The sequence below is a fragment of the Streptomyces sp. NPDC020489 genome, assembly GCF_044386545.1.
Taxonomy (GTDB): Bacteria; Actinomycetota; Actinomycetes; order Streptomycetales; family Streptomycetaceae; genus Streptomyces.
The window spans coordinates 561774-585414 of sequence record NZ_JBIRUZ010000004.1; the positions used below are offsets into that span (position 1 = coordinate 561774).

At 72.6% G+C, this 23641-nt stretch carries 22 protein-coding genes; 6 read left to right on the forward strand and 16 right to left on the reverse strand.

All coding sequences use genetic code 11. The annotated features are described in order from the left end of the window. The first annotated feature begins 39 nt into the window (after positions 1-39). Positions 40-588 (forward strand): DUF1062 domain-containing protein, encoded by a 549-nt coding sequence (locus tag ACH41F_RS13180; RefSeq protein ID WP_398835119.1) that lies wholly within the window; start codon positions 40-42, stop codon positions 586-588. 43 nt (positions 589-631) lie between these two features. Here the strand turns inward: ACH41F_RS13180 and ACH41F_RS13185 are convergent, their stop codons facing one another. From ACH41F_RS13185 to rpmF, 4 genes are read right to left on the reverse strand one after another with little or no spacing between them, the layout of a single operon-like run. Beyond that, complete coding sequence (locus ACH41F_RS13185; RefSeq protein ID WP_398835122.1) at positions 632-2986, reverse strand: ATP-binding cassette domain-containing protein; 2355 nt, start codon at positions 2984-2986, stop codon at positions 632-634. Between the two features lie 10 nt (positions 2987-2996). Then, the gene (locus ACH41F_RS13190) at positions 2997-3995 is read right to left on the reverse strand and encodes an LLM class flavin-dependent oxidoreductase (protein ID WP_398835124.1); all 999 of its coding nucleotides are present in this window, start codon (positions 3993-3995) and stop codon (positions 2997-2999) included. 49 nt (positions 3996-4044) lie between these two features. Then, a complete protein-coding gene (locus tag ACH41F_RS13195; protein ID WP_398835125.1) occupies positions 4045-5238 on the reverse strand; it encodes a GTP-binding protein in 1194 nt (397 codons plus the stop codon). A 6-nt stretch (positions 5239-5244) separates the two neighbouring features. Continuing rightward, entirely contained in the window at positions 5245-5415 is a 171-nt protein-coding gene (rpmF, locus tag ACH41F_RS13200) for a 50S ribosomal protein L32 (protein WP_353691126.1), read from the reverse strand. Positions 5416-5531: 116 nt separating this feature from the next. On the opposite strand from rpmF, the gene ACH41F_RS13205 reads away from it, so the two are divergent. Next, complete coding sequence (locus tag ACH41F_RS13205; protein WP_398835129.1) at positions 5532-6023, forward strand: hypothetical protein; 492 nt, start codon at positions 5532-5534, stop codon at positions 6021-6023. A gap of 85 nt (positions 6024-6108) precedes the next feature. Here ACH41F_RS13205 and ACH41F_RS13210 read toward each other — a convergent pair whose 3' ends face one another. From ACH41F_RS13210 to egtA, 5 genes are read right to left on the reverse strand one after another with little or no spacing between them, the layout of a single operon-like run. Further along, positions 6109-6324: a dodecin gene (locus ACH41F_RS13210; protein WP_391238779.1), complete on the reverse strand. Its 216-nt coding sequence runs from the start codon at positions 6322-6324 to the stop codon at positions 6109-6111. 43 nt (positions 6325-6367) lie between these two features. Continuing rightward, positions 6368-7330: an L-histidine N(alpha)-methyltransferase gene (gene egtD / locus ACH41F_RS13215; protein WP_391238776.1), complete on the reverse strand. Its 963-nt coding sequence runs from the start codon at positions 7328-7330 to the stop codon at positions 6368-6370. After that, positions 7327-8103: an ergothioneine biosynthesis protein EgtC gene (egtC, locus tag ACH41F_RS13220; RefSeq protein ID WP_398835132.1), complete on the reverse strand. Its 777-nt coding sequence runs from the start codon at positions 8101-8103 to the stop codon at positions 7327-7329. The genes egtD and egtC overlap by 4 nt, the downstream gene beginning before the upstream one ends. Then, positions 8103-9413 (reverse strand): ergothioneine biosynthesis protein EgtB, encoded by a 1311-nt coding sequence (gene egtB, locus ACH41F_RS13225; protein WP_391238771.1) that lies wholly within the window; start codon positions 9411-9413, stop codon positions 8103-8105. The genes egtC and egtB overlap by 1 nt, the downstream gene beginning before the upstream one ends. Further along, on the reverse strand, positions 9410-10699 hold the full coding sequence (egtA, locus tag ACH41F_RS13230) for an ergothioneine biosynthesis glutamate--cysteine ligase EgtA (RefSeq protein ID WP_398835136.1): 1290 nt from the start codon (positions 10697-10699) through the stop codon (positions 9410-9412). The genes egtB and egtA overlap by 4 nt, the downstream gene beginning before the upstream one ends. A gap of 277 nt (positions 10700-10976) precedes the next feature. Between egtA and ACH41F_RS13235 the strand changes: the two genes are divergently transcribed. After that, positions 10977-11786 (forward strand): TIGR02452 family protein, encoded by an 810-nt coding sequence (locus ACH41F_RS13235; protein WP_391238765.1) that lies wholly within the window; start codon positions 10977-10979, stop codon positions 11784-11786. 25 nt (positions 11787-11811) lie between these two features. On the opposite strand, the gene ACH41F_RS13240 is transcribed toward ACH41F_RS13235, so the two are convergent. The 4 genes from ACH41F_RS13240 to ACH41F_RS13255 all read right to left on the reverse strand — a co-directional run bounded on the left by ACH41F_RS13240 (position 11812) and on the right by ACH41F_RS13255 (position 15741). After that, positions 11812-12258 carry a type II toxin-antitoxin system PemK/MazF family toxin gene (locus ACH41F_RS13240; protein ID WP_391238762.1) on the reverse strand — a complete coding sequence of 149 codons (447 nt, stop codon included), beginning with the start codon at positions 12256-12258 and terminating at the stop codon, positions 11812-11814. Positions 12259-12301: 43 nt separating this feature from the next. Next, the gene (locus tag ACH41F_RS13245) at positions 12302-13783 is read right to left on the reverse strand and encodes an SPFH domain-containing protein (protein WP_391238759.1); all 1482 of its coding nucleotides are present in this window, start codon (positions 13781-13783) and stop codon (positions 12302-12304) included. Positions 13784-13916: 133 nt separating this feature from the next. Continuing rightward, on the reverse strand, positions 13917-14135 hold the full coding sequence (locus ACH41F_RS13250) for a hypothetical protein (RefSeq protein ID WP_391238756.1): 219 nt from the start codon (positions 14133-14135) through the stop codon (positions 13917-13919). Between the two features lie 178 nt (positions 14136-14313). Beyond that, entirely contained in the window at positions 14314-15741 is a 1428-nt protein-coding gene (locus tag ACH41F_RS13255) for an amidase (protein WP_398835140.1), read from the reverse strand. 290 nt (positions 15742-16031) lie between these two features. Between ACH41F_RS13255 and ACH41F_RS13260 the strand changes: the two genes are divergently transcribed. Beyond that, the gene (locus ACH41F_RS13260; RefSeq protein WP_391238750.1) at positions 16032-17411 is read left to right on the forward strand and encodes an AbfB domain-containing protein; all 1380 of its coding nucleotides are present in this window, start codon (positions 16032-16034) and stop codon (positions 17409-17411) included. Positions 17412-17421: 10 nt separating this feature from the next. On the opposite strand, the gene ACH41F_RS13265 is transcribed toward ACH41F_RS13260, so the two are convergent. Genes ACH41F_RS13265 through ACH41F_RS13275 form a run of 3 tightly spaced genes read right to left on the reverse strand, consistent with a single transcriptional unit; the run spans position 17422 to position 20871 of the window. Beyond that, positions 17422-18471 (reverse strand): TolB family protein, encoded by a 1050-nt coding sequence (locus ACH41F_RS13265; RefSeq protein ID WP_391238747.1) that lies wholly within the window; start codon positions 18469-18471, stop codon positions 17422-17424. Next, entirely contained in the window at positions 18471-19991 is a 1521-nt protein-coding gene (locus ACH41F_RS13270) for an MFS transporter (RefSeq protein ID WP_398835143.1), read from the reverse strand. Before ACH41F_RS13270 ends, ACH41F_RS13265 begins: the two co-directional genes overlap by 1 nt. Before the next feature lie 25 nt (positions 19992-20016). Then, positions 20017-20871: a glycosyltransferase gene (locus ACH41F_RS13275; RefSeq protein WP_391238742.1), complete on the reverse strand. Its 855-nt coding sequence runs from the start codon at positions 20869-20871 to the stop codon at positions 20017-20019. A gap of 336 nt (positions 20872-21207) precedes the next feature. Here ACH41F_RS13275 and ACH41F_RS13280 point away from each other — a divergent pair, with 336 nt between their 5' ends. Beyond that, complete coding sequence (locus tag ACH41F_RS13280; RefSeq protein WP_391238738.1) at positions 21208-22557, forward strand: exopolysaccharide biosynthesis polyprenyl glycosylphosphotransferase; 1350 nt, start codon at positions 21208-21210, stop codon at positions 22555-22557. 23 nt (positions 22558-22580) lie between these two features. After that, a complete protein-coding gene (locus tag ACH41F_RS13285; protein WP_391238736.1) occupies positions 22581-23636 on the forward strand; it encodes a Gfo/Idh/MocA family oxidoreductase in 1056 nt (351 codons plus the stop codon). The last annotated feature ends 5 nt before the right edge of the window (positions 23637-23641 follow it).

The window sequence follows — 23641 nt, forward strand, 5'->3', positions numbered from 1 at the left end:
TTCTTGCTGCGGACTTCTCACTGAAACCGGTGTATCCCTGTGCTCCATAGCTGGGTGGTCATGCCCACCTGCCTGCCCGTCGTTCGCCGCCGCTGTCACACCTGCGCCGCGGACCGCTTCCGGGCGAACGGCAGGATCCGTGTCAACGCCCACCACAAACGCCTCGACGTCTGGCTCCTCGTGCTCTGCTCCGGCTGCGGACGGACGGCGAAGCTCACCGTCCTGGAGCGGGTGAACGTGCGCTCCGTACGACCCGAGGTGCTGGACCTGCTGCACGCCAACGACCTCGCCCTGACCGCCGAGTTGCTGCAGGACCCGGTCGTGCGGCGCCGCAATCGCATCGCCCTCGACTGGGACGGCGCCTGGCGTCTGGACACCGGCGGCTCGGACCATCGGGACCGCGAGGTGATCGACGTCTCGGTGCGTTTCGCGGCCCGCGTCCCGGTCCGGCCGGTGCGTCTGATCGCCGAAGGGTGCGGTCTGCCGCGGGCCGAGGTCGAGCGGCTGATCGACGAGGGGAGGGTCGTCTCCGCGGTCCGGCTGGGCGGGAAGGTCTCCGACGACTTCACGTTCACGCTCAAGCGCTGACCGGCGTCGGCGGCTGAGCCGCTCGAGCGGGGGCGCCCTGGGGTCAGGCGTGGGACGAGGAGTGCGGGGGGCGGATCGCGGTGGCCAGATAGGCCGCCGTGGCGCTCCCCTCGGCCCGCGCCACCTCCCTGGGTGGCCCCGCCGCCACGATCCGCCCGCCCGCGTCCCCGCCGCCCGGACCGAGGTCGATCACCCAGTCCGCGCCCGCGACGACCGACATGTCGTGCTCGACCACGATGACGGTATGTCCGGCGTCGACGAGCCCGTGCAGCTGCCGCATCAGGACCTCGACGTCGGCCGGGTGGAGCCCGGTCGTCGGTTCGTCGAGGAGGTAGAGGGTGTGGCCGCGCCGTCCCCGCTGCAACTCACTGGCGAGCTTGATGCGTTGGGCCTCGCCGCCGGACAGTTCGGTGGCGGGCTGGCCCAGCCGCAGATAGCCGAGGCCGACGTCGAGGAGCGTCGCCAGGCTGCGGGCCACGGCCGGGGTGCCGGCGAAGAACTCCGCCGCGCTCTCCACGGTCAGGTCCAGCACCTGGGCGATGTTCCGCCCCCGGTAGGTCACGTCCAGCGTCTCGGGGTTGTAGCGGGCCCCGCCGCAGGCCGGGCAGGGAGCGTACGTGCTCGGCAGGAAGAGCAGCTCGACGCTGACGAACCCCTCGCCCTGACAGGTATCGCAGCGCCCGCCGGCCACGTTGAACGAGAACCGGCCCACACCGTAGCGGCGGGCGCGGGCCTCCTCGGTGGCCGCGAACTCCTTGCGTACGACGTCGAAGAGGCCGGTGTAGGTCGCCAGGTTGGAGCGCGGGGTGCGTCCGATCGGCCGCTGGTCGACGCAGACCAGCCGCCCCACGCCCGGCAGATCCTCGGTGATCTCGCCGATGAGCGTGGACTTCCCGGACCCCGACACACCGGTGACGGCCGTCAGGACACCCAGCGGGAACTCGGCCGTCACCCCGCGCAGGTTGTGCCGGGTGACCGGACCGGCCTTCAACTGGCCGCGAGGGGACCGCACTTCGCGTACGGGCGTGGGCCGGCGGTCGAAGAGGAAGCGGGCCGTCTCCGACTCCGTGTGCGAGGCCAGCTCCGCCACCGGTCCGCTGTAGAGCACCTCACCTCCGTGCTCCCCGGCGCCCGGACCCACGTCCACCAGCCAGTCCGCGCCGCGCACCACGTCCAGGTGGTGCTCCACGACGAACACCGAGTTGCCGGCTGCCTTCAGCCGCGCCAGCACGGTCAGGAGCGCCTCGGTGTCCGCCGGGTGCAGTCCGGCGGACGGCTCGTCGAGGACGTACACGACTCCGAACAGTCCTGAGCGCAACTGGGTGGCGAGACGCAGCCGTTGCAGTTCGCCGGCCGAGAGGGTGGGGGTGGCGCGGTCGAGGCTCAGGTAGCCGAGGCCGAGTTCGAGGACGGGAGCGATCCGGGAGGCGAGGTCGTCGGTGAGGACACGGGCGGTCTCGCCGTCGGCCACCAGGTGGTCCATGAGCTCCGTCAGCGGCAGCCGCGCGAGGTCGGCGATGGTCCGCCCGGCGAAGGTCACCGCCAGCGCCTCCGGGCGCAGCCGGCTGCCGCCGCAGGCCGGACAGGGCGCGCTGCTGAGGAACCGCTCCGCCTTCGCCCGCAGCGCCGGGCTCTTGGAGTCGGAGAAGGTCTTCATCACATACCGCCGGGCGCTCATGTACGTGCCCTGGTACGGCCGTTGGATGCGATCGGCGTCCCGCACCGGGTGCACGGTGACGACCGGCTGCTCGTCGGTGAACAGCACCCACTCCCGCTGCTCGGCGGGCAGCTCCCGCCAGGACCGGTCCACGTCGTACCCGAGCGCCTCCAGGATGTCCCGCAGGTTCTTGCCCTGCCAGGCGCCGGGCCACGCGGCGATCGCGCCCTCCCGGATCGACAGCGACGGATCGGGGACCAGCAACTCCTCGGTGGTGCCGTGGACCTGACCGAGGCCGTGGCACTCCGGGCAGGCCCCCGCCGCCGTGTTGGGGGAGAAGGCGTCCGAGTCGAGCCGCTCGGCCCCCGGCGGGTAGGTGCCGGCCCGGGAGAACAGCATCCGCAGGGAGTTCGAGAGGTTCGTGACCGTACCGACCGACGACCGCGACGTCGGTGCGGAACGCCGCTGCTGGAGCGACACGGCCGGCGGCAGCCCCGTGATCTCCCCGACCTTCGGCGCCCCCACCTGATGGATCAGCCGCCGGGCGTACGGCGCGACGGACTCGAAGTACCGCCGCTGCGCCTCCGCGTAGATCGTCCCGAACGCGAGCGACGACTTCCCGGACCCGGAGACCCCCGTGAACACGGCCAGCACATCCCGTGGAATGTCGACGTCCACCCCCTTGAGGTTGTGCTCCCGGGCGCCGCGGACTCGGACATAAGGGTCATGTGGGTGGTGCATGGACAGGACTCTAGTCGGAGGCGATCGCGGCCAGCCGCCGGTAGGAGTCCAGCAGCGCGTCACGGTCGTACGTGCTGGTGGTGACCAGGAGTTCCTGGGCGCCCGTCTCCTTCAGGACCGTCTCCAGCTCGTGGGCGACCTGGTCCTCGGTGCCCGCGATGTGGCCGGTGAGGCCAGACTCGTAGAAGCCGCGCTCCCTGGCGGCGAGGGGAAGGGCCTCCACGCGCTCGGCGGGGGGCAGGGGCGGGAAGGTGCCGTGGGTGCGGGAGTGAGCCATGGACCAGGCCTCCGGGATCAGGAGGCGGTGGGCCAGTTCCGGGGTCGCGGCGACCGCGACGGTGCCGGAGACGACGACGTACGGCTCGGCGGCCCAGGGGGAGGGGCGGAAGTGGGTGCGGTAGTGGTCGATGCCGCGCCGCATCTTCTCGCGGTTGCGGAGGTCGCCGATGACCATGGGCAGGCCGGCGTGGGCCGCGATCGCGGCGCCCTCGCCCATCGCCAGGACGAACGGCGGCACCGTCAGGCCCTCCGCGGGCCGGGCGTGCACGCCGGTCGGGGAGGTGCCGCGGAACCAGCCGAGCAGCTCGTCGAGCTGGGCGGCGAAGTCGTCGGCGTCGTCCTTGTCCCGGCCGAGCGCCTTGCGGACGCCGTCGGTGAAGCCGACCGAGCGGCCGAGACCCATGTCGATACGGCCGGGGAAGAGGGACTCCAGCACGCCGAACTGTTCCGCCACGACCAGCGGGCGGTGGTTCGGCAGCATCACGCCCCCCGTCCCCACGCGGATCGTCCGCGTCGCCGCGGCCACGGCTGCGGCCAGCACGGTGGGCGCGGAGCCGGCGACCCCGGGCACCCCGTGGTGCTCCGAGACCCAGAAACGGTGGTACCCGAGCGCCTCCGCCTGCTGCGCGAACCGCACGGTGTCACGCAGCGCCTCCGCGTTCGAGTGGCCCTCGCGGGTGCGGGAGCGGTCGAGGACGGAGAGGCGGACGGTGGCGAGCGGGGAAGTCACACCAGGTGCAACGCCGCGGGCGCCGTGACATTCCCGGCGCCACCCCGGGTCACCGCCCGGACACGGCGTGTTCGTGCTCGCAGGCGTCGTCGATGCCGTACGTGTCCCACGCCGGGAAGGGGTCCGGGAACGGTGCGCTCTCACCCGGTGACATCAGGCAGGCCGTGAGGGCCCTGTGCAGTTCCGCCGGGTTCAACCCCGTGCCGATGAAGACCAGTTCCTGCGCGTACGGGGCCTCCTCGTCGCGCGCGGCCGAGGGCTCGAAGCGGGCCACCGAGCCGGCCTGGGACCACAGGCCCGTGACGTGCGGGCGGCTGGCCAGGGTGAAGAAGCCCTTGGAGCGCAGGATGCGGCCGTAGGCGCCGCTGTCCATGCCGTCACTGACGAACGACCACAACCGGGCCGGGTGGAAGGGGAATTCGGAGCGGAAGACGGTGGAGGAGACGCCGTACTCCTCGGTCTCGGGGACATGCTCGCCGTTGAGTTCCTGGACCCATCCGGGTGCCTGCTGGGCGCGGTCCAGGTCGAACAGGCCGGTGCCGAGGACCTGGTGGAGGTCGACCCGGCCGTGGCGGGCCCCGACGATCCGGGCGACGGGGTTGAGGCGGCGCAGGGTGGCGTGCAGCCGGGCGGCGGCGTCCGCGTCGACCAGGTCGAGCTTGTTGAGCACGATCACGTCCGCGAACTCGACCTGGTCGACGAGCAGATCGCTGACCGTGCGCTCGTCGTCCTCGAAGGGGGCCAGGCCCCGCTCGGCGAGTTCGTCGCCGCTGTCCAGCTCGGGCAGGAAGTTGGCCGCGTCCACGACCGTGACCATCGTGTCCAGGGCCGCCACCTCCCCGAGCGTGGCCCCGTCGTCGCGGGCGAAGGCGAAGGTGGCCGCCACCGGCATCGGCTCGGAGATGCCGGAGGACTCGATGAGGAGGTGGTCGAAGCGGCCCTCGCGGGCCAGCCGGTCCACCTCCTGGAGCAGGTCGTCGCGGAGGGTGCAGCAGATGCAGCCGTTGGTCATCTCGACCAGGCGTTCCTCGGTCCGCGACAGCGCGGCCTCGCCGCCCCGCACCAGCGCGGCGTCGATGTTGACCTCGCTCATGTCGTTGACGATCACGGCCACCCGCAGGCCCTCGCGGCCCGCCAGGACATGGTTGAGCAACGTGGTCTTGCCCGCTCCGAGGAACCCGGACAGGACGGTGACCGGAAGCCGGTCGTGGGACGGGGGCAGGGCGTGGGGCGGGGACGGCATGCGGGCTCAGCCCTCGGGGCGCAGCAGGCCGCGCTCGTAGGCCTTCACCAGGTTCTGCGGCACGAGGTGACGCACGCCGTCGATCGTGACCGGCACCAGCGACGGCGTGGTCGCCTTCCACTGCGCGCGGCGGTGGCGGGTGTTGCTGCGGGACATCTTCCGCTTCGGAACAGCCATGACAGGACCTCCTCGGTGGGACGGCGAGCGAGCACCGAGGACGCTACATGAAAATGGATCCCATTAACAATTGCTCTGGACGGCATGCGATGGTGCCGGGTCCTAGGGTGGGGCGCGTGACCGACAGCAGAAAACGCCCGCTCGCCGTGTTCGACCTGGACAACACCCTCGCCGACACGGCCCACCGGCAGCGCTTCCTCGAGCGCTCGCCCCGCGACTGGGACGGCTTCTTCGCCGCCGCTCCCCAGGACCCGCCCCTTGCGCGGGGCATCGCCCTGGTCCTGGAGAGCGCCGAGGAGTGCGAGATCGTCTACCTCACCGGACGGCCCGAGCGCTGCCGCCGGGACACGCGGGAGTGGCTCGCCGCCCAGGGGCTGCCCGAGGGGGACGTCCACATGCGGCGCGACCAGGACCGCCGGCCCGCCCGGCGCACCAAGCTGGAGACCCTCCGCCGCCTCGCCCGCACCCGCGAGATCCGGGTGCTGGTGGACGACGACGAACTCGTCTGCGAGGACGCCGAACAGGCCGGTTTCACCGTCGTACGGGCGCGCTGGACCGCCCCCTCCGCCCCGCTGAAGGCCGCGCAGGAGCGGGAGGGGCGGACCTGAGGCGCCGGGGAGGGAACCGCGGCGCCCGGGAGGTGCCGCGGCGCCCAGGGCGGACTTGGGCGGCCCGCTCGGCCGGCCGGGCCCGTCAGTCCGACTCGTCCAGGCGGAAGCCGACCTTCAGCCCCACCTGCCAGTGCTGGACCTGTCCGTCCTCGATCTGACCCCGCACCTGGGTCACCTCGAACCAGTCGAGGTTCCTCAGGGTCTGCGAGGCCCGGCTGATGCCGTTGCGGATCGCCTGGTCGACGCCGTCGGGCGAGGTGCCCACGATCTCGGTCACCCGATAGGTGTGATTCGTCATGGGTCCACCGTGCCCCAGGTGACGGCGGAGCGCGAGACGTACGTCATCGCACCCTGCTCAACGACAGCGCGAACCGCCCCTGTTCGTCCGTCCACCAGTGGGACAACTCCAGCCCCGAGGCGGCCAGTTCGGCTCGCACGCCCTCCTTGCGGAACTTCGCCGACACCTCGGTGCGCAGCTCCTCGCCCGCCGCGAAGTCCACGGCGAGATCCAGGGCGGGGATCTTCACGGTCTGCGCGGTACGGGAGCGCAACCGCATCTCGATCCACTCGTTCTCCGCGTCCCAGAGCGCCACGTGGTCGAAGGCCCCGGGGTCGAAGTCGGCGCCCAGCTCGCGGTCGACGACCGTCAGGACGTTCTTGTTGAACTGGGCCGTCACCCCGGCCGCGTCGTCGTACGCCGGGACCAGCACGTTCTCGTCCTTGACGAGGTCGGTGCCGAGCAGCAGGGCGTCGCCCGGGGAGAGCAGGGCGCGGACGGAGGCGAAGAACTCCGCCCGTTCCGCCGGGAGCAGGTTGCCGATCGTGCCGCCCAGGAACGCCACCAGCCGGGGCCCCGGTGTCCCGGGCAGGGCGAGCTCGGCCGTGAAGTCGGCGATCAGGGCGTGGATCTCCAGCCCCGGCCGCTCCTCGGCCAGCGCCTGCCCGGCCTGGGTGAGGGCGCTCTCACTGACGTCCACGGGCACATAGGTGTGCAGCGCGGTGAGCGCGTCGATGAGGTGGCGCGTCTTCTCCGAGGAACCGGAGCCGAGTTCGACGAGGGTGCGGGCTCCGGTCGCCGCCGCGATCTCGCCGGCACGCGCGACGAGGATCTCCCGTTCCGCGCGGGTCGGGTAGTACTCGGGCAACTCGGTGATCCGGTCGAAGAGTTCGCTGCCGTGGGCGTCGTAGAACCACTTCGGCGGGAGGGTCTTGGGGCTGCGGGTCAGGCCTTTGAGGACGTCGGCGCGCAGGGCGGCGTCCGTGGCGTCCTCGGGCAGGGTGCGGGTGAGAAGGAACGGACTCAACGGCGGGGCTCCTTCAGTGGTTCCATGGACGGTTCCTTGAGGGGGGTCAGCAGGACGTCCGCGCCGCTCGCCGCGAGCAGTGTGCGGTCGGGGACCTCCCGCCAGCGCGGATCGTCGTCGTAGGGCTCGGAGGCGACCGCCGTGCCGTGCGGGCCGGTGCGGTACCACAGGGTGTCGCCCCAGGTGGTGGCGGCGATGGACGCCCCGTCGGTGAGCAGCAGGTTGAGCCGGGAGCCGGGGGCCGCCTCGGCGACCTCCAGGACCGTGTCCGCCAGCGCCTGCCCCAGCTCGTCGCCGGCCCGCAGCCGGGCGAGGACCAGGGCCCAGACGAACGCGGAGTCGTTGCGGGCCTCCATCGCCAGCAGGTCCGCGGCGGGCAGGGTCCGGGTCAGCGGCGCCAGGGAGCCGGGCCAGCCCTGGACGGCGCCGTTGTGGCTGAACAGCCACGGCCCGCTCGCGAACGGTGCCGCGGCGGCCTCGGCGTCCGCGCCCGCCAGGGTGGCGTCGCGGACCGCGGCCAGCAGCGCACCGGTCCGCACCACCCGGGCCAGGTCCGCGAAGGACTGGTCCGCCCAGATCGGTCCGGCGCGACGGTAGCGGGCCGGTACCGGGTCGCCCTCGGCGTACCAACCAACCCCGAAACCATCGGCGTTGACCGTGCCGTGCTTCTGGTGCCGGGGCGCCCACGACTGCCGGTACAGGCTGTGCGGCGGCTCCACGAGGAGCGCGCCGAGCGGTTCGGCGGTCCCCAGATAGGCCAGGTGACGGCACATCAGACGCCCTCCACGGACCGGGCGGTGCGGAAGCCGGAGAAGATCTGCCGCCGGATCGGGTAGTCCCAGTTGCGGAACGTGCCCCGGCAGGCCACCGCGTCCACGGCGAACGAACCGCCGCGCAGCACCTTGTACTCGGGGCCGAAGAACACGTCCGAGTACTCCTTGTACGGGAACGCCTCGAAGCCCGGGTAGGGCAGGAAGTCGCTCGCCGTCCACTCCCACACGTCACCGATCAACTGCCGTACACCGAGCGGGGACTCGCCCTCCGGGTAGCTGCCCGCCGGGGCCGGGCGCAGATGGCGCTGGCCGAGGTTGGCGTGCTCGGGCGCCGGGTCGGCGTCGCCCCACGGGTAGCGCATCGAGCGGCCGGTGGTGGGGTCGTGGCGGGCGGCCTTCTCCCACTCGGCCTCCGTGGGCAGCCGCCGCCCGGCCCAGCGGGCGTAGGCGTCGGCCTCGTACCAGCTCACGTGCACGACCGGCTCGTCGGGCGGGACGACCTCGGTGACCCCGAAGCGGCGGCGCAGCCACTGGTTGCCGTCCCGGCGCCAGAACAGCGGGGCGTCGATGCCGTGCTTGCGGATGTGGTCCCAGCCCGCCGGTGTCCACCACCGTTGCACCCGGTAGCCGCCGTCGTCGATGAACTCCTGGTACGCCTCGTTGGTGACCGGGGCCGTGTCGATGTGGAACGGCGCCACCTCCCGCCGGTGCGCCGGGCGTTCGTTGTCCAGCGCCCAGGGCTCGTCGGAGGTGCCCATCGTGAACGGCCCGCCGGGGACGAGGACTTCGGCCGGGCCGGTGTACAGCGGGGCCGGCTCCGGGTCGGGTGCGGTGAGGGCCTGCGGGCCCTTGCGAAGCTGATGGGTGATCAGCATCGTCTCGTCGTGCTGCTGTTCGTGCTGGGCGATCATCCCGAAGACGAAGCCCGCCTCCGTGAGCCGCGTGCCGTGGAAGGCGGTGGACTCCAGCACGTCCAGCACCCGGCCACGCACCTCCGCCGCGTACCGCCGGGCCTCGTCCGGCGGCAGCAGCGGCAGCTTCGGCCGCTCCGCGCGCGGGTGCTCGAAGGCGTCGTAGAGGCCGTCGATCTCGGGACGCATCGCCTCCCGCCCGGCGACGCCCCGCAGCAGCCAGATCTCCTCCTGGTTGCCGATGTGCGCCAGGTCCCACACCAGCGGGGACATCAGCGGTGAGTGCTGGGCGGTCAGGTCGGGGCCGTCCACGCAGTCGGTCAGCAAGGTCGTGCGGTCGCGCGCGGTGGTGAGGGTGTGCAGCGCCCGGACGCGGAGCGTCTCGGCGTCGTCGGTCATGAGAGGGAGTCCTTCCCGTGCAGCCGGTCCAGCAGATCGTCGGCGGGGCAGCGGCCCTTCAGGACGTACTGCTCCAGGTGGGCCGAGACGGCACCCGTGACCTCGGCGGTCGCGCCGAGCCGGGGCAGGGCGTCGAGAGCGGCCGTGAAGCACTGGGCGGCCACGTCCCGCAGTTCGGGGTCGCCGAGCCCGGTGCGGGCCGCGTCCAGCCACAGCGGGTTGTGCGGCGCGGGCAGCCCCAGTGCCCGCTCGGCCAGCGGCTTCACCGCGCGGTAGGCGATCTCGGCGGCCTCGGCGTCGTCGAAGAGCGCCGTGGTCACGGCGAGCGGCACGATCCAGCCGTCGTCGCCGGGCTGGGCGTCGATCATGCGCAGTTCGAGGTGACCGCGCGGTCTGACCGGCGGGAACAGCGTGGTGAGGTGGTAGTCGAGGTCCTCGCGGGTCGGCGGCCGGGGACGCGCGGAACGGGTCCACTCGCGGAAGGTCATGCCGTCCGGGACGTCCCAGGCGCGGTCGTCCCGGCGGATGCACATCACCGGGGCGTCCAGCACGTGCCGGGCCCAGGCCGCGCGCGGGTCCCCGTCGAGCGGGGGAGCGCCGGCGCGCTCGGCGCCGATCTCCATCCACAGCAGCTGCCGGGTGGAGGCCCAGCCGGTGGGCTCGCCGTCCGCGAGGGGCGAGTTGGCGAACGCCGCGACCAGGACCGGGCCCAACTGGTGGGCCAGCCACCAGCGCCGCCCGTGCCCGAGCGGGCCGGGCTCCTCGTGGCCGGCGTCCAGGGACACCTGCACGGAGGCGGAGGTGCACATCATGGCGCGGCCGGCCGGGCCCGTGCGGTCGAGACAGGTCTCCATCGCGTCGTAGCGGGGTTCGCGCAGATAGCGGCGGGGCGTGTGCCAGGGGTCGTTGCCGACGCCGACGAGGCCGAGACCGTGCCCGGCGAGCGTCGCGCGGACGGCGTCCAGATCGGCGGAGACGGTGCCCACGCACTCCATCAGGGAGGCGGCGGGCGGCGAGCTCAGTTCCAGCTGGCCGCCGGGCTCGACGGTGAGCGCCGAGCGCAGGGGCACGGTCCGCAGGGCGGCGTAGGCCGCCTCGAGTCGTTCGGGTGTGACGGGGAGCTGCGGCCGGCGCAGCTCGTGGACGAGCCATTCCACCTCGACCCCGACGGTGCGGGGCGGTCCGGTCTTGAAGCAGATGCCCCTGACCAGGGCCTCCACCTCGGCGGCGGACAGAGCGGTGCGCGGCTCCGTACAGTCGCCGCAGTCGGTTGCTGAATCGGACATGCCAGGATCCTCCTGAGATTCCACCATGCCGCCGGCCCGGACAAGGGTGGCCGGACCGGCATCGCTCGTCCCACCCAAAACCCTCGGAGCGAATCGCACAAGGGTGCACATCCCCGCATTAAGGACTGACGATCTCCGTTTCCTCTCCGTTGGCCCGGTGTTCCCGGGGCCCGGAAACTGCGTTGCACCGCATGACCAGCATCGCCCACGATGCCTGCATGAGCACGACGGGGGAGCGCGCGCGGCGCGCGGTCGAGGCGCCCACGGGGGTGGCGCCGTGAGCGCGCGCCTGCGGGGCATCGCACAGCAGACGGAGCAGATCGTCGAGGCGGGCCACTACCGCGCGGGTGACGGGCGCGAGGTGTCCCTCGCCGCGCGGATCGAGGCCGCACGGGCCGGCACGCGGATGTACGGGCCGGAGCCCGTGCCGGTGCCCGAGGTCCCTCCCGCGGACACGCTCGTCGAGGTCACCGGTGAGAGCAGCCTGGAGGCCGCGCGACGGCTCGGTGGCGTGCCGGCCGTACTGAACTTCGCCTCGGCCCGCAATCCGGGCGGCGGCTACCTCAACGGCGCCCAGGCCCAGGAGGAGGCCCTGTGCCGGGCCTCCGCCCTCTACGCCTGCGTCCGGGAGGTCCGGGCGTTCTACGACCACCACCGGGCCCACCGCGACCCGTTCTACACCGACCGGGTCATCCACTCACCGGCCGTGCCCGTCTTCCGCGACGACCGCGGCCGCCTTCTCGACGAGCCGTACGACGCCGGGTTCCTCACGGCCGCCGCGCCGAACGCGGGAGTCGTCCGGCGTACGGCGCCGGAGCGCGCGGCCGAGCTGCCGCGCGCCCTGGCGACACGCGCCGAGCGGGTGCTGGAGGTGGCCGTCGCCCAGGGCTACCGGCGGCTGGTGCTCGGCGCCTGGGGATGCGGGGTCTTCCAGAACGACCCGGCGCAGGTGGCGGGCGCGTTCCACGCTCTGCTGGGGCCGGGCGGACGGTTCGCGGCGGCCTTCGAGCACGTGGTGTTCGGGGTGCTGGACCGCACGCCCGGCACCGTGAACCGCGCCGCCTTCGAGAAGACCTTCCGGCGCTGAGACCACCCAGGGTCCAGCCGCAGCGTCAGGTCCAGCCGTAGCGCTCGTGCAGCCGCTGCCTGACCAGGTTGAACCGCATCCGGTCCAGGGCGCAGGCCTCCCGGCGCATACCGGCCTCGTGCAGCCGCAGGATCCGGTCGACGGCGACCCAGGAGTCCCGCCCGGTGCGGTCCCAGGGCCCACTGCCGATCGCCACCCACTCCCGGTCGCCGTCGTGCCGCCTGCTGGACAGCTGGACGGCGAGGAAGGTGCCGGCGGCCTCCCGGGCCACGACCAGCACGGGCCGGTCCTTGCCGCGCCCGTCGTTCTCCTCGTAGGGCACCCAGGTCCACACGATCTCACCGGGGTCGGGGTCGCCGTCGTGCGCGGGGGAGTACTCGGTGCGCACCCGGCCCACCTCGCGGGGGTCGGCCTCGGTGGTGGCGGAGCGGCCCGAGCGGCCGGGAACGTTCTCATCGGTAGACGCAGTCACGGGGGCACCTTAGAGGCTGCCCCCGTGACGGTCGGACCAGGGCCTACTGGTCGTCCACCGGCACCTTCCGGGCCGGCGGTGCCGCGTTCCCGTTGAGGGCCGACGTCCCCGCCGGGGGCTGCCCGTCCTGGTTCATGGACGCCAGCAGCTGACGGGCCAGGCCCAGACCGGTGCCGCCCATCGTGAGCGCCTTGGCGAGCATGTCCGCCACGCCGTCGGCACCGTTGAGGACCACCATGTTGTCGACGTTGCCGAACGCGGACGCGCCCGCGCGGACGATCTCCGGCCAGTTCTCGGCGAGTTGCTGGGCGACCACCGCCTCCTGGTTCTGGGCGAGCGCGGCGGCCCGCGCCTTGATGGCCTCCGCCTCGGCGAGTCCCTCGGCCTTCGTCGCCTCGGCCTGCGCAAGCCCCCTGGCCTGGGCCGCGGCGGCCTCGGCCTCACCGGTGGCCCGGGTCGCCGCCGCCATGGCCGTACCGCGCGCCTTGGTCGCCTCGGCCTCGGCGCCCGCGGCCGTCTTGACCCGGGTCGCCTCGGCCGCCGCCGCCAGTTCCGTCTCCTTCGCCTTGGCCTGCGCCGCCGAGATCCGGGCGTCGCGCTCGGCCTCGGCGAGCGTCCGCTTCTCGTACGCCCTCGCGTCCGCGGGTTTGCGTACGTCCGCCTGGAGCTGCTGCTCGGTGCGCTGCGCCTCCAGTTCGGCGACCCGGGTCATCTGCACGACGACCTCCTGCCGGGCGGCGGCGTCGGCGAGCGGTCCCGCCTGCTGGGCCTTGGCGGCGGCCTTGTCGCGCTCCGCCTGGTAGCCGGCCTGGAGGATCTCGCTGTCCCGGGTGGCCTCGGCCATCCGCGCGAACGACTGCTGCTCGGCCTCGGTGGCCAGCCGGTTCGCCTCCGCCTGGGCGATCCGCGCGTCCCGCTGGACGGCGGCCGCGTGTGGCATCGCCAGGTTCTGGATGTAACCGGTCGGGTCCTCGATCTCGTGGATCTGGAGCGAGTCCACGATCAGGCCCAGCTTCTCCATCTCCGTCCCGCACGCGGCCCGCGTCTGCCCGGTCAGCTTCTCCCGGTCACGGATCATGTCCTCGACCGTCAACCCGCCCACGATGGACCGCAGATGACCGGCGAACACGTTGTGCACCCGCTCCGACATCAGCTTCTGCTGGTCCAGGAAACGCCGTGCCGCGTTGGCGATCGAAACGAAGTCGTCGCCCACCTTGAAGATGACCACGCCCCGCACCTTCAGCGGAATGCCCTGGTGCGTCACGCAGTCCACGTGCAGCTCGGTCTCGTTGAGGTCCAGCGACAGCTTGCGCACCGCCTGCACGCCGGGCAGCACCAACGTGCCGCGCCCCGTGACGATCCTGAAGCCCATGCCCTCCTCGAGGCCCTCGGTCCTGTGCTTGGAACCGGAGATGATGAGCGCCTCGTTGGGCTCGGCCACCCGCCACATCATCTTGAACACACCGATCAGCGCGAGGAACGCGGCTACCGCGACCCCCGCGACGACGCCGACGACCATCGGCATTCGCCCCCTTTGGATGGTGCCCTCTCGGCACCGAACGAAGGGAGTGTGCGCCTCGGCGGCGCCCGGGTACAGGCTCTTGCCGTTCCTTGTCACAACCTTGACGCGGAACGCCCTCACCTGCGGTTGAGCACGCTCAACTGTCGTACGCGGACTGGACGTAGACCGTTCTCGGGGCCTGGTACTCCACCACCATCACCACCGTGCCCCGCTCGATGCGGTCGGTGCCGGTGGCCGGGTAGGCGAGGAAGTGCTCGGCGCCACCGCGCACGCGGACGATCACCTCACCGACGAGCCCGGGCCCGACCGTTCCGGTGACCCGTCCCATGAGCCCGACCATCGGCGCATCGTCCATGGGCACAGGGTAAGGGGCGAACACCGTCACACGGCCGCCGCGTTGTGCGGTGCACGTCGTCAGGTGGCCGGGGTGTCCGTCGTGTTGTGCGGTGCACGTCGTCAGGTAGCCGGGGAGTGCGTCCTGTTGTGCGGTGCACGTCGTCACGTGGCCGGGGAGTCCGTCGCGTTGTGCGTCGTCACGCGGCCGGGAGTCCGTCGCGATCCGCGGCCACCGGCGGCCACGCCTCGTGCCAGCGCAGCTCCGCCTCCAGCTGCGCGGCCAGCGACAGCAGCAGTGGCTCGCTGTTGGCCGGGCCGAGCAACTGCGCCCCGACGGGGAGCCCTTCGCCGACCAGACCGGCGGGGACGTTGACACCGGGCCAGCCGAGCACGTTCCACGGCCAGGCGTAGGGACAGGCCGCGATCATGGCCCGGTCGGTGGCGAACCCCCCGAGGCCGAGCAGGGCGCCGATACGGGGCGGGGGCGCGGCGGTGGTGGGGGCGAGGACCACGTCGTACGAGGTGAAGAAGGCTCCGATACGGCGGTGCAGGACCGCCTCCGCGCGCCGTGCCGCCCGCAGTGGCGCCCCGCCGAGCAGGCGTCCGAGCCGGGCGGCGTCCCGGGTGCGCCGGTCGAGCAGGGCCGGGAAGGGCGCCTCGCCGACCCGTTCCGCGATGCCGGCCGTGGCGCGCGGGACGAAGGTGAGCCCGATCTGCCCGTAGGGCGGGTCCGCCTCCTCGACGGTGTGCCCCAAGGCGGCCAGTTTCTCGGCGAGTTCGACGACCTTCGCCCGTACCGCCGGTTGCAGGCGGGCGGGCACCGCGGTGAACGGCGGTTTCAGGGCGAGTGCGATGCGCAGCCGGCCGGGGTCGCGCCCGACGGCCTCGGCGGCGTTCACGACGGGCGGCCGGTGCGGGTCGAGGGCGTGGTTGCCGCTCGCCGCGTCCAGCAGGAGGGCCGCGTCCGCGACCGTGCGGGCCAGGGTGCCGTTGACGGTGATGCCCTGGAAGGACTCGCCGCGCGGCCAGGTGGAGACGCGGCCGCGCTGCGGCTTGATCCCGACGAGATGGGTCCAGGAGGCGGGGATGCGCACCGATCCGGCGCCGTCGGAGCCGAGCGCCGCCGGGACCAGTCCGGCGGCGACGGCGGCCGCCGAGCCTCCCGAGGAGCCGCCCGGGGTGTGCTCCGTGCTCCAGGGGTTGCGGGTCGCGCCGAAGGCGGGGCCCTCGGTGAACGGCCACTGCCCGAACTCGCAGGTGTTGGTCTTGCCGACGACGACGGCCCCGGCCGCGCGCAACCGCCGTACCGCTTCCCCGTCCTCGGTCACCGCCGGGAACTCGCCCTGGCAGCCGAACGCGGTGGGTTCCCCCGCCACGTCCATGTCGTCCTTGACGGCGACCGGCACCCCGAGCAGCGGGGCGCGCGCCCCGGCGGCCAGTCGCTCGTCCGCCGCGTCGGCCTCGGCGAGCGCCGCCTCGGCGCGGACGATCCGGAAGGCGTTGAGGGTGGGTTGGGTCGCGTCGATCCGTGCCAGTGCCTCTTCCACGAGGGCCCGGGACGTCACCTCCCCGGCGGCCAGGGCGCGGGCGGACTCCGCGAGGCCTGCGGCACGGTCGAGCGCCATGGGAACTCCTCGTCTCCGGTGGTCTTCGGTTGTCTTCGGTCGTCCTGGGTCGTTTCCGGGGGTGCGTGGCCTACCGAACGGTAACCTCGGGAAGCGGTTGCCCGGAACGCCTCCGGCCGGACCGGTTCACGGCTGCCGGGGCTCTTCGGATCTCGCGCTCACCTGGCTCTTCGGGTCCTGCGCAAACCATTGACGCGATTCCGTCCCACCCCTACCTTCTGATCGACTTTCCGAACTGAGTTCGGTATTTCGGACGCGAGAGCCGCGTTGTGCCCGAGGGAGAGCCGCCCGTGACCACACGACCCCCCAAGCCGTCCCGTCGTACCCTGCTGCGCGCGATGGCGGCCCTGCCCGCCTCGGCCGTCCTGCTCGGTGAGCTCCCCGGCGCCGCCCACGCCGCCGCCCCGCCCAGCGGCTCCGCGACCCGGTACACGATCGTGCCGTTCCTCAACAGCGACGACGGCACGGTCAACGTCTACCAGTCGGACGACGCCCTCGACTTCCGGCTGGTGAAGTCCTCCGCGTACACCCCGCCGGCCAACCGCATCCGCGACGCCAGCATCTTCAAGCACACCAACGGCTACTACTACCTCACCTACACCACCCACACCTGGCAGGACGTCAGCACCACCATCGGCTTCGCCCGCAGCACCGACCGGGTCAACTGGACCTTCCTGTACGACTACACCGTCCCGCTCGCCAATCTCTCGCGGGCCTGGGCGCCGGAGTGGTTCGTCGACAGCGACGGCAGCGTCAACGTCATCGTGTCCTGCTCGACCACCGACGACGAGTGGATCTTCACCCCGTACCTGTTGAGGGCGACGAACTCCGGTCTGACCGCCTGGAGTTCGCCGGTGGCCCTGGCGGGCATCGGCAAGAACCACATCGACACGTTCATCGTGAAGATCGGTTCGACGTACCACGCGTTCACCAAGAACGAGACGACCAAGTACATCGAGTACGGCACCGCGACCAGCCTCGCCGGCCCCTACACCATCACCAGGACCGGCAACTGGGCCGGCTGGGGCAGCTACCGGGAGGGCCCGGCGCTGGTGCAGCTCGACAACGGCGCCTGGCGGCTGTTCTTCGACGGCTACGGGGACGGGAACTACTACTACAGCGACAGCTACGACACCTTCGCCACCTGGTCCGCCCCCGCGGCCCTGCCCGTCGTCTCCGGTACGGCCCGCCACTTCACGGTCGTCAAGGAGACGGTGTCCGGCGGCCCGGCCCTGGCGAAGAACGTCACGCGCTCCTTCCGGTCGGGCAACTACTCCACCCGCTACTGGCAGTCGCAGTCCTCCCTGCTCAACCTGCCGGTGGTGACCAGCTCCAGCACCTCGGCCGAGAAGGCGGCGTCGACCTTCACGGTCGTGGCAGGCCTCGCGGACGCGGGCGGGTACTCGTTCCGGGACTCGGCCGGGAACTACCTGCGCCACTGGGACTTCCGCGCCCGCTTCGACCCGAACGACGGCACCTCGACCTTCGCCAAGGACGCCACCTTCGTCGCCCGCACCGGCTCGGCGAGCGGCTCGATCAGGTTCGAGTCGTACAACTACCCCGGGTACTACCTGCGCCACTACAACTACCAGCTGCGGGTGGAGCGTTCGAACGGCACGGACCTCTTCCGGCAGGACAGCTCCTTCGTGCCGGTGACCGCCTGGGCCTGAGCCGGAGGGGCTACAGCGGCGCCGGTGACGAGGCGCCGGCGATGAGCAGTCGGGGCGTGCCCGTGCCGTCGGCGGGCACGCTCCACAGGTCGCTGCTGCCGACCTTGCCGTCGGCGGGCAGGGCGTAGGCCACGGTGTCGTCGTCCAGCCAGGTGGCCTGGTCGTCGACGCTGTGGCGCTCGGCCAGCGGCGTCTGCTTCAGGGTTTCGAGGTCCAGGACGTACTCGCGCCACAGCGCGGCGTTCGACAGGACCCGCTTCTTGAAGACGACCCGGGTCTCGTCGGGCGACAGCGACGGGCACTCCACGTTCTCCGCCAGGGTGGTCACCGTCCGCCGGGAGAGCGAACCGCGCACCAGGTAGGTCTTGTTGGCGGTGTTGAGGGTGGCGTAGAAGGTGTCGTCGTCCTTGGCGAAGGTCACACCCCAGAAGTTGACGTCCGCCGCGCGGTAGGACGTGCCGTCCTTGACGACCGAGAACGTCTCCAGGCTGGGCGTCAGCTTCATGGTGCGGGTGTCCAGGACCGAGGTCCGGGTGGAGAAGTACGCGGAGGCGTAGGACTCGCCGGAGACGAAGACCGTCCAGGCGACGAAGCGGCCGCTGGGGGAGACCCGGGCGCGGCTCGGGGTGCCGGCGAGCGCGTAGGTGTGCCGGGTGTTCAGGTCGGCGTCCAGCAGCAGGGCACGGTTGTTCTGCTTGAGGACGCCGGTGTCGGACTGGAGGCAGACGCCGGTGCCGGCCGCCGCGTAGAAGCGCGCGCACTTCAGGTCCGAGGCGGTGCGTCCGCTCCTCGGCTCGTCCGACGGCACCGCGGCGACGGCCGTGCGGTGCGGGCCGGGAGCGGCGTTGACGAACATCAGCCGGTTCTTCTGACCCAGCGTCAACTTGCCGTCGCTCACCGCGGGGCCGCCCGCCTGTGGCCGGTTCTTCTGGTCCGCGCGGTCGGCGGCGTGCAGCACCATGCCGGTGGCCACGCCGGCGAGCAGCAGGACCGCCGTGACGAGAACGATCAGGCGGCGGCGCAGCGATGTCATCTGGTTCCTCGTGGCTGTCGTGGTCATCATGTCCCGCCCCCTCGCGGGCTCGGCCTCAGCATCAGGCCCGCGAGGGCGACGCAGCACAGCAGTCCGACCGCCGAGCCGGCCAGCGCCGGTCCGTCGCCCCACACCGTCCAGGCCGCGCCGAACGCCAGGGAGCAGCAGAAACGGGCCAGCGCCTGGCTGGTGCCGACGATGGCGAGACCGCTGGCCCGCAGGTGCTCCGGCACGGTGGCGGCCAGCGCGGCGGGGAGCACCCCGTCGGTCGCGGCGTAGAAGAGCCCGTGCAGGCCGAGGACGGCGAAGGGCAGGGCGGGGGTGGCCGGGGCCCACAGCAGGAGGGCGTAGGCGGTGAGCAGCGCCGCGTGCCCCGCGAGGAACACGGTGTACCGCCCGATCCGGTCGGCGAGCGCGCCCAGCGGCACGGCCAGCAGCAGGAACACCACGGCGGTACCGAGCGGCAGCAGCGGGAACCAGCCCTCGTCGAGGCTCGCGCGCCGCTGGAGGAGCAGGTAGACGAAGGCGTCGCTGACGGTGGTCAGGCCCAGCAGGGCGGCGCACCCGGCCAGGGCCCGCAGCCGGGGGAGACGCAGCAGCGCCAGCGCCTCCCGCATCCGCACGGGCGGTGCGCCGGCGGTCGGCCGCCCCGGGTCCTCGGAGCCCGCGGACCCCGGTGCCGCACTCCGCGCGGGCGGCGGTGTGCCGCCCGCCGACCCCAGGTCCCTGGCGCCCGCGGATCCCGGCGCCGCGCTCCGCACGGGCGGTGCGCCATCCGCCGACCCCAGGTCCCTGGCGCCCGCGGCCCGCGGTGCCGCACTCCGCACGCGCGGCGTGCCGCCCGCCGACCCCGGGTCACCGGCGCCCGCCGCCCCCGGGCCCCCGGCGCCCGCGAATCCCGGTGCCGCACTCTGGCGTCGGCCGGGGACGAACAGCACCAGCACCACCACGCCGAGCACCGCGACGCACGCGCTGACGCCGAAGACGGCGTCGTAGCCGTCGGCCGCCGCGCTCAGGATGAGGAACGCGGCCAGGGGGCCGAGCATCGCGCCGGTGGTGTCCATCGCCCGGTGCACGCCGAAGGCGCGGCCCTGCCTCTCGGGTGGTGTGGACAGGGAGATCAGCGCGTCGCGCGGGGCGGTGCGCAGGCCCTTGCCGGTCCGGTCCAGGGCGAGGACGGTCCCGAGGGCGCCGATGCTGCTCGCCAGCAGGAGCAGCGGTTTGCACAGGGCGGACAGGCCGTAGCCGAGCCCGGCGATCAGCTTGTGGTTGCGCACCCGGTCCGCGAGGTGGCCGCCGGTGAGCTGCACCAGCGCGCTGACGCCGTTGTAGACGCCGTCGAGGGCGCCGAAGCCGAGCGGGCTGAAGCCGAGGGTGGTGACGAGGTAGAGCGGCAGGACGGCGGTGACCATCTCCGAGGAGATGTCGGTGATCAGGCTGACCGTGCCCAGCACGAGCACGACCGGGGCGACCCGGGGCCGCGGGCCGCGTCTTCGGTCCCGCTCGGGCTCCGCCCCGGCGGGCGCCGCGCGGTCGGTGAGGTACATGTCCGGAACTCCAGGTGCGGTGCGTTCAGTTCTGCCGGCTGCTCTCGTCCCGCAGCCAGGTGCCGAAGTCCTGTGCCGCGACGGCCTTCGCCGCCTTGCGCCGGGCGACGACGGCCGCGGCGACGAAGACCACGACGCTGCCGAGGAGCCCGGGCTGGGCGCGCAGCAGGGCGGTGAGATCCGCCTTGCTGGTGCGGGCCGTGGCCTCCTGAGGTCCCTGGTGCTGCTCGACCTGGGCGGTGGAGACCGCGGCCCTGATCCGACGCCTGATCAGATCCGGCCAGGTGCGTGGCGGGTGGACCACGACGCGGGCCGACTCGACCACCCGCCGCTCCTCGGGGCCGAACGCGAGCGACGCCGCCAGGTCGTCCGCCATCAGCGGCGGCAGCGCGGTGATCCGGGCGTGCCCGGCCTTCGAGACCGCGATGACACCTCGGCCGAACAACCCCGCGCGCACCGCAGGGAGTTGCTGCCAGACCCGGTAGTAGGACCGCACCCGCCACGCGCAGGCGTCCAGCGGGATGTGCCGTTCCGGCGCGGTGGCGAGGATGCCGGAACCGGCGTCCTCCAGGGGCTCGGTGAGGGCGCGGACGTCGGCGTGCGTGATCACCACGTCGGCGTCCACGTAGACGCGCGGAAAGCCCCGGGCGTGCTCGTCCCCCGTCCGCAGGGCGGCGTGCTTGGAAGGGGTGGGTATCTCCACCACCCGTACCCCCGGGCCCCGTTCGGCCGCGACGCGCGCGGTGTCGTCCGTGCAGCCGTTGCAGACGACCACGATGTCGGTCCCGTCAGCGCGGGATTCGGAATCGGCCAGAAGTGCGTCGAGGAGCCGGCCGATGACTTGCGCTTCGTTGTGGGCCGGGATCACGATGCTCGTCACCTGGGCAGTATGCAGTCGATGTCGCCAACGCGATGTGTGTTTCGTCCAACTGTTCCCGTGACTGTGTTCGGTGGTCTAGATTGATGGCCGCCGAGCGGGTTTGGGTGGGGATCGCTAGGCACTGGCCAACATGCAGGGGACATGGGGCGGTTGGGGAACCGCTGAGGCTTCTATCTTTCATCAGCCGTTGTGCCGGGGGCGCATCGGTGTTCGGTCAGGGGTAACCGCGCACGTGGTGGGGGGCGCATGACCATTGAGGTCACGCATGAGCAGCTGGTTGTGGACCGTCGAACCTCTCAAGGCCGTCGAAGACCGTGGGAACAGAAGTACCGGTTAGTGCTCCTGGTCACGGACGGCGTCGCCGCCACGGTCGCGGCGTTCGTGATCCACGCGGTCTACGGCCGCTGGGCGGTGGCCCTGGTACTGCCCCCGACCTGGATCATCGCCATGATCGTCCACCGGTCCTACGACCGCAGCGCCTTGGGGCTGGGGACCGAGGAGTACCGACGGGTGCTCCGGGGGGCCGTCGCGCTGCCCGCGCTGGCGGCGGTCGCGCACTGGTCGTTCACCCGTGATGCGGGTCTTTTCCATGACATGACCATGGCCGCGCTACCGGCCGCGTCGATCGCCCTGGTCGCCCGGTACGCCCTGCGCCGCCGACTGCACCGCCGCTGGGCCCGCGCCCGCGGGCAGAGCGCGACACTCCTGGTCGGGCCGTCACGCGGCATCGTGGACCTGGTCGCCGTACTGCGGCGGGGCGGCGTGCAGGAGCTGCGGGCCGCCGGGGTGTGCCTGAGCGACCCGCAGAACGCGGCCGAGATCCGCCGCCTCGGGCTCCCCGTCCTCGGCGGGGTCGACACCATGGACGACGTCATCCGCGCCCTGGGCATCGGCACCGTGGTGGCGCTGCCCGCGCCCGAGTTCGACGCCTCCGTGCTGCGCCGGATGTCCTGGACGGCCGCCGTGCAGGGCGTCGACTTCCTGCTGGCGCCGGTCCTGGCCGACGTCTCCGCCTCGCGCCTCGCGGTACGGCCCACCGGCGGGGTGCCGCTGGTGCGCGTCAAGGCGCCGAACCTCTCCCCGGCCGCCCGGCTGCCCAAGGAACTCGTGGACCGCACGCTCGCGGCCGTGCTCCTGCTGCTCCTCGCCCTGCCCATGCTGATGATCGCCCTGATCGTCCGGCTGGACAGCTCCGGCCCCGCCCTCTTCCGCCAGCAGCGGGTGGGCCGGTTCGGCGACCACTTCACCATGCTGAAGTTCCGCACGATGCGACCCGACTCCGAGTCTCTGCGGGCCGAGTTGGAGCACCTCAACCAGAACAGCGACGGACTGCTGTTCAAGGTGAAGGGAGACCCGAGGATCACCCGGGTCGGCTCCTTCCTGCGCCGCACCTCGCTCGACGAACTGCCGCAGCTGCTCAACGTGCTCGGCGGACACATGTCGCTGGTCGGCCCGCGCCCGTCCCTGCCCGAGGAGGTGGAGGCGTACGCGCCGGAGGTCAAACGGCGGCTGCTCGTCAAGCCCGGCCTCACCGGGCTGTGGCAGGTGAGCGGCCGCTCCGACCTGCCCTGGGACGAGGCGGTCCGGCTCGACCTCGGATACGTGGACAACTGGTCGATGGGACTGGACCTGTCGATCCTGGCGCGCACCGGTTCCGCCGTGGTGCGCGGAACGGGGGCCTACTGATGGACCGACGGAAGAGGACTCAAGTGACGCCTGCCACCGAGCCGTTGGGGGTCGCCGTCGTCGGGGCGGGCTACTGGGGCCCCAACCTCGTCCGCAACTTCCAGGCCAGCGACCGCTTCCGGCTGCGCTGGCTGTGCGACCTCGACGTGGAGCGGGCCCAGCGGGTCCTCGGCGGCTACTCGACCGTCCAGCCCACCGCCGACTACGCCGCCGTCCTCGCCGACCCGGCCGTCGACGCGGTCGCCGTGGCCACGCCCGCCGGCACCCACCTCGACATCGCCCTGGCCGCGTTGCGCGCCGGCAAGCACGTCCTGGTGGAGAAACCTCTCGCCGCGACCTACGCCGACGGGCAGCGCCTGGTGGCCGAGGCGGAGGAGCGCGGGCTGACCCTGATGTGCGACCACACCTACTGCTACACGCCCGCCGTGGGCCGGATCAGGGACATGGTCCACTCGGGCGAACTCGGCGAGATCCACTTCGTCGACTCGGTCCGGATCAACCTCGGGCTCGTCCAGAAGGACGTCGACGTCCTGTGGGACCTGGCCCCGCACGACCTGTCCATCCTGGACTTCATCCTCCCCGCGGGCGTCGAACCGGTCGCCGTCGCCGCCCACGGAGCCGACCCGATCGGCGCCGGACAGGCCTGCGTCGCCTATCTGACGCTGACGCTCAACACCGGGGCCATCGCCCACGTGCACGTCAACTGGCTGTCGCCGACCAAGGTGCGCACCACCATGGTGGGCGGTTCCAAGCGCACCCTGCTCTGGGACGACCTCAACCCGCTGCAACGGGTGTCGGTCTACGACCGGGGCGTGGACATGGCCGCACCGCAGGAGATCGGTGTGGACGAGCGCCGGGAGATGCTCATCTCGTACCGCTCCGGCGACATGGTCGCGCCCGCGATCGGCGAGAAGGAAGCGCTGCGCAGCATGGTCGACGAGTTCGCCGCGGCCGTCGGCGAGAAGAGGCCGCCGCTGACCGACGGACGGGCGGGCCTGAGAGTACTGGACATCCTCGAGGCGGCGTCCCGGAGTCTCGAGTTCAAGGGCGCGGTCGTCGGCCTGCGCGCCGGGCGTTGACACCG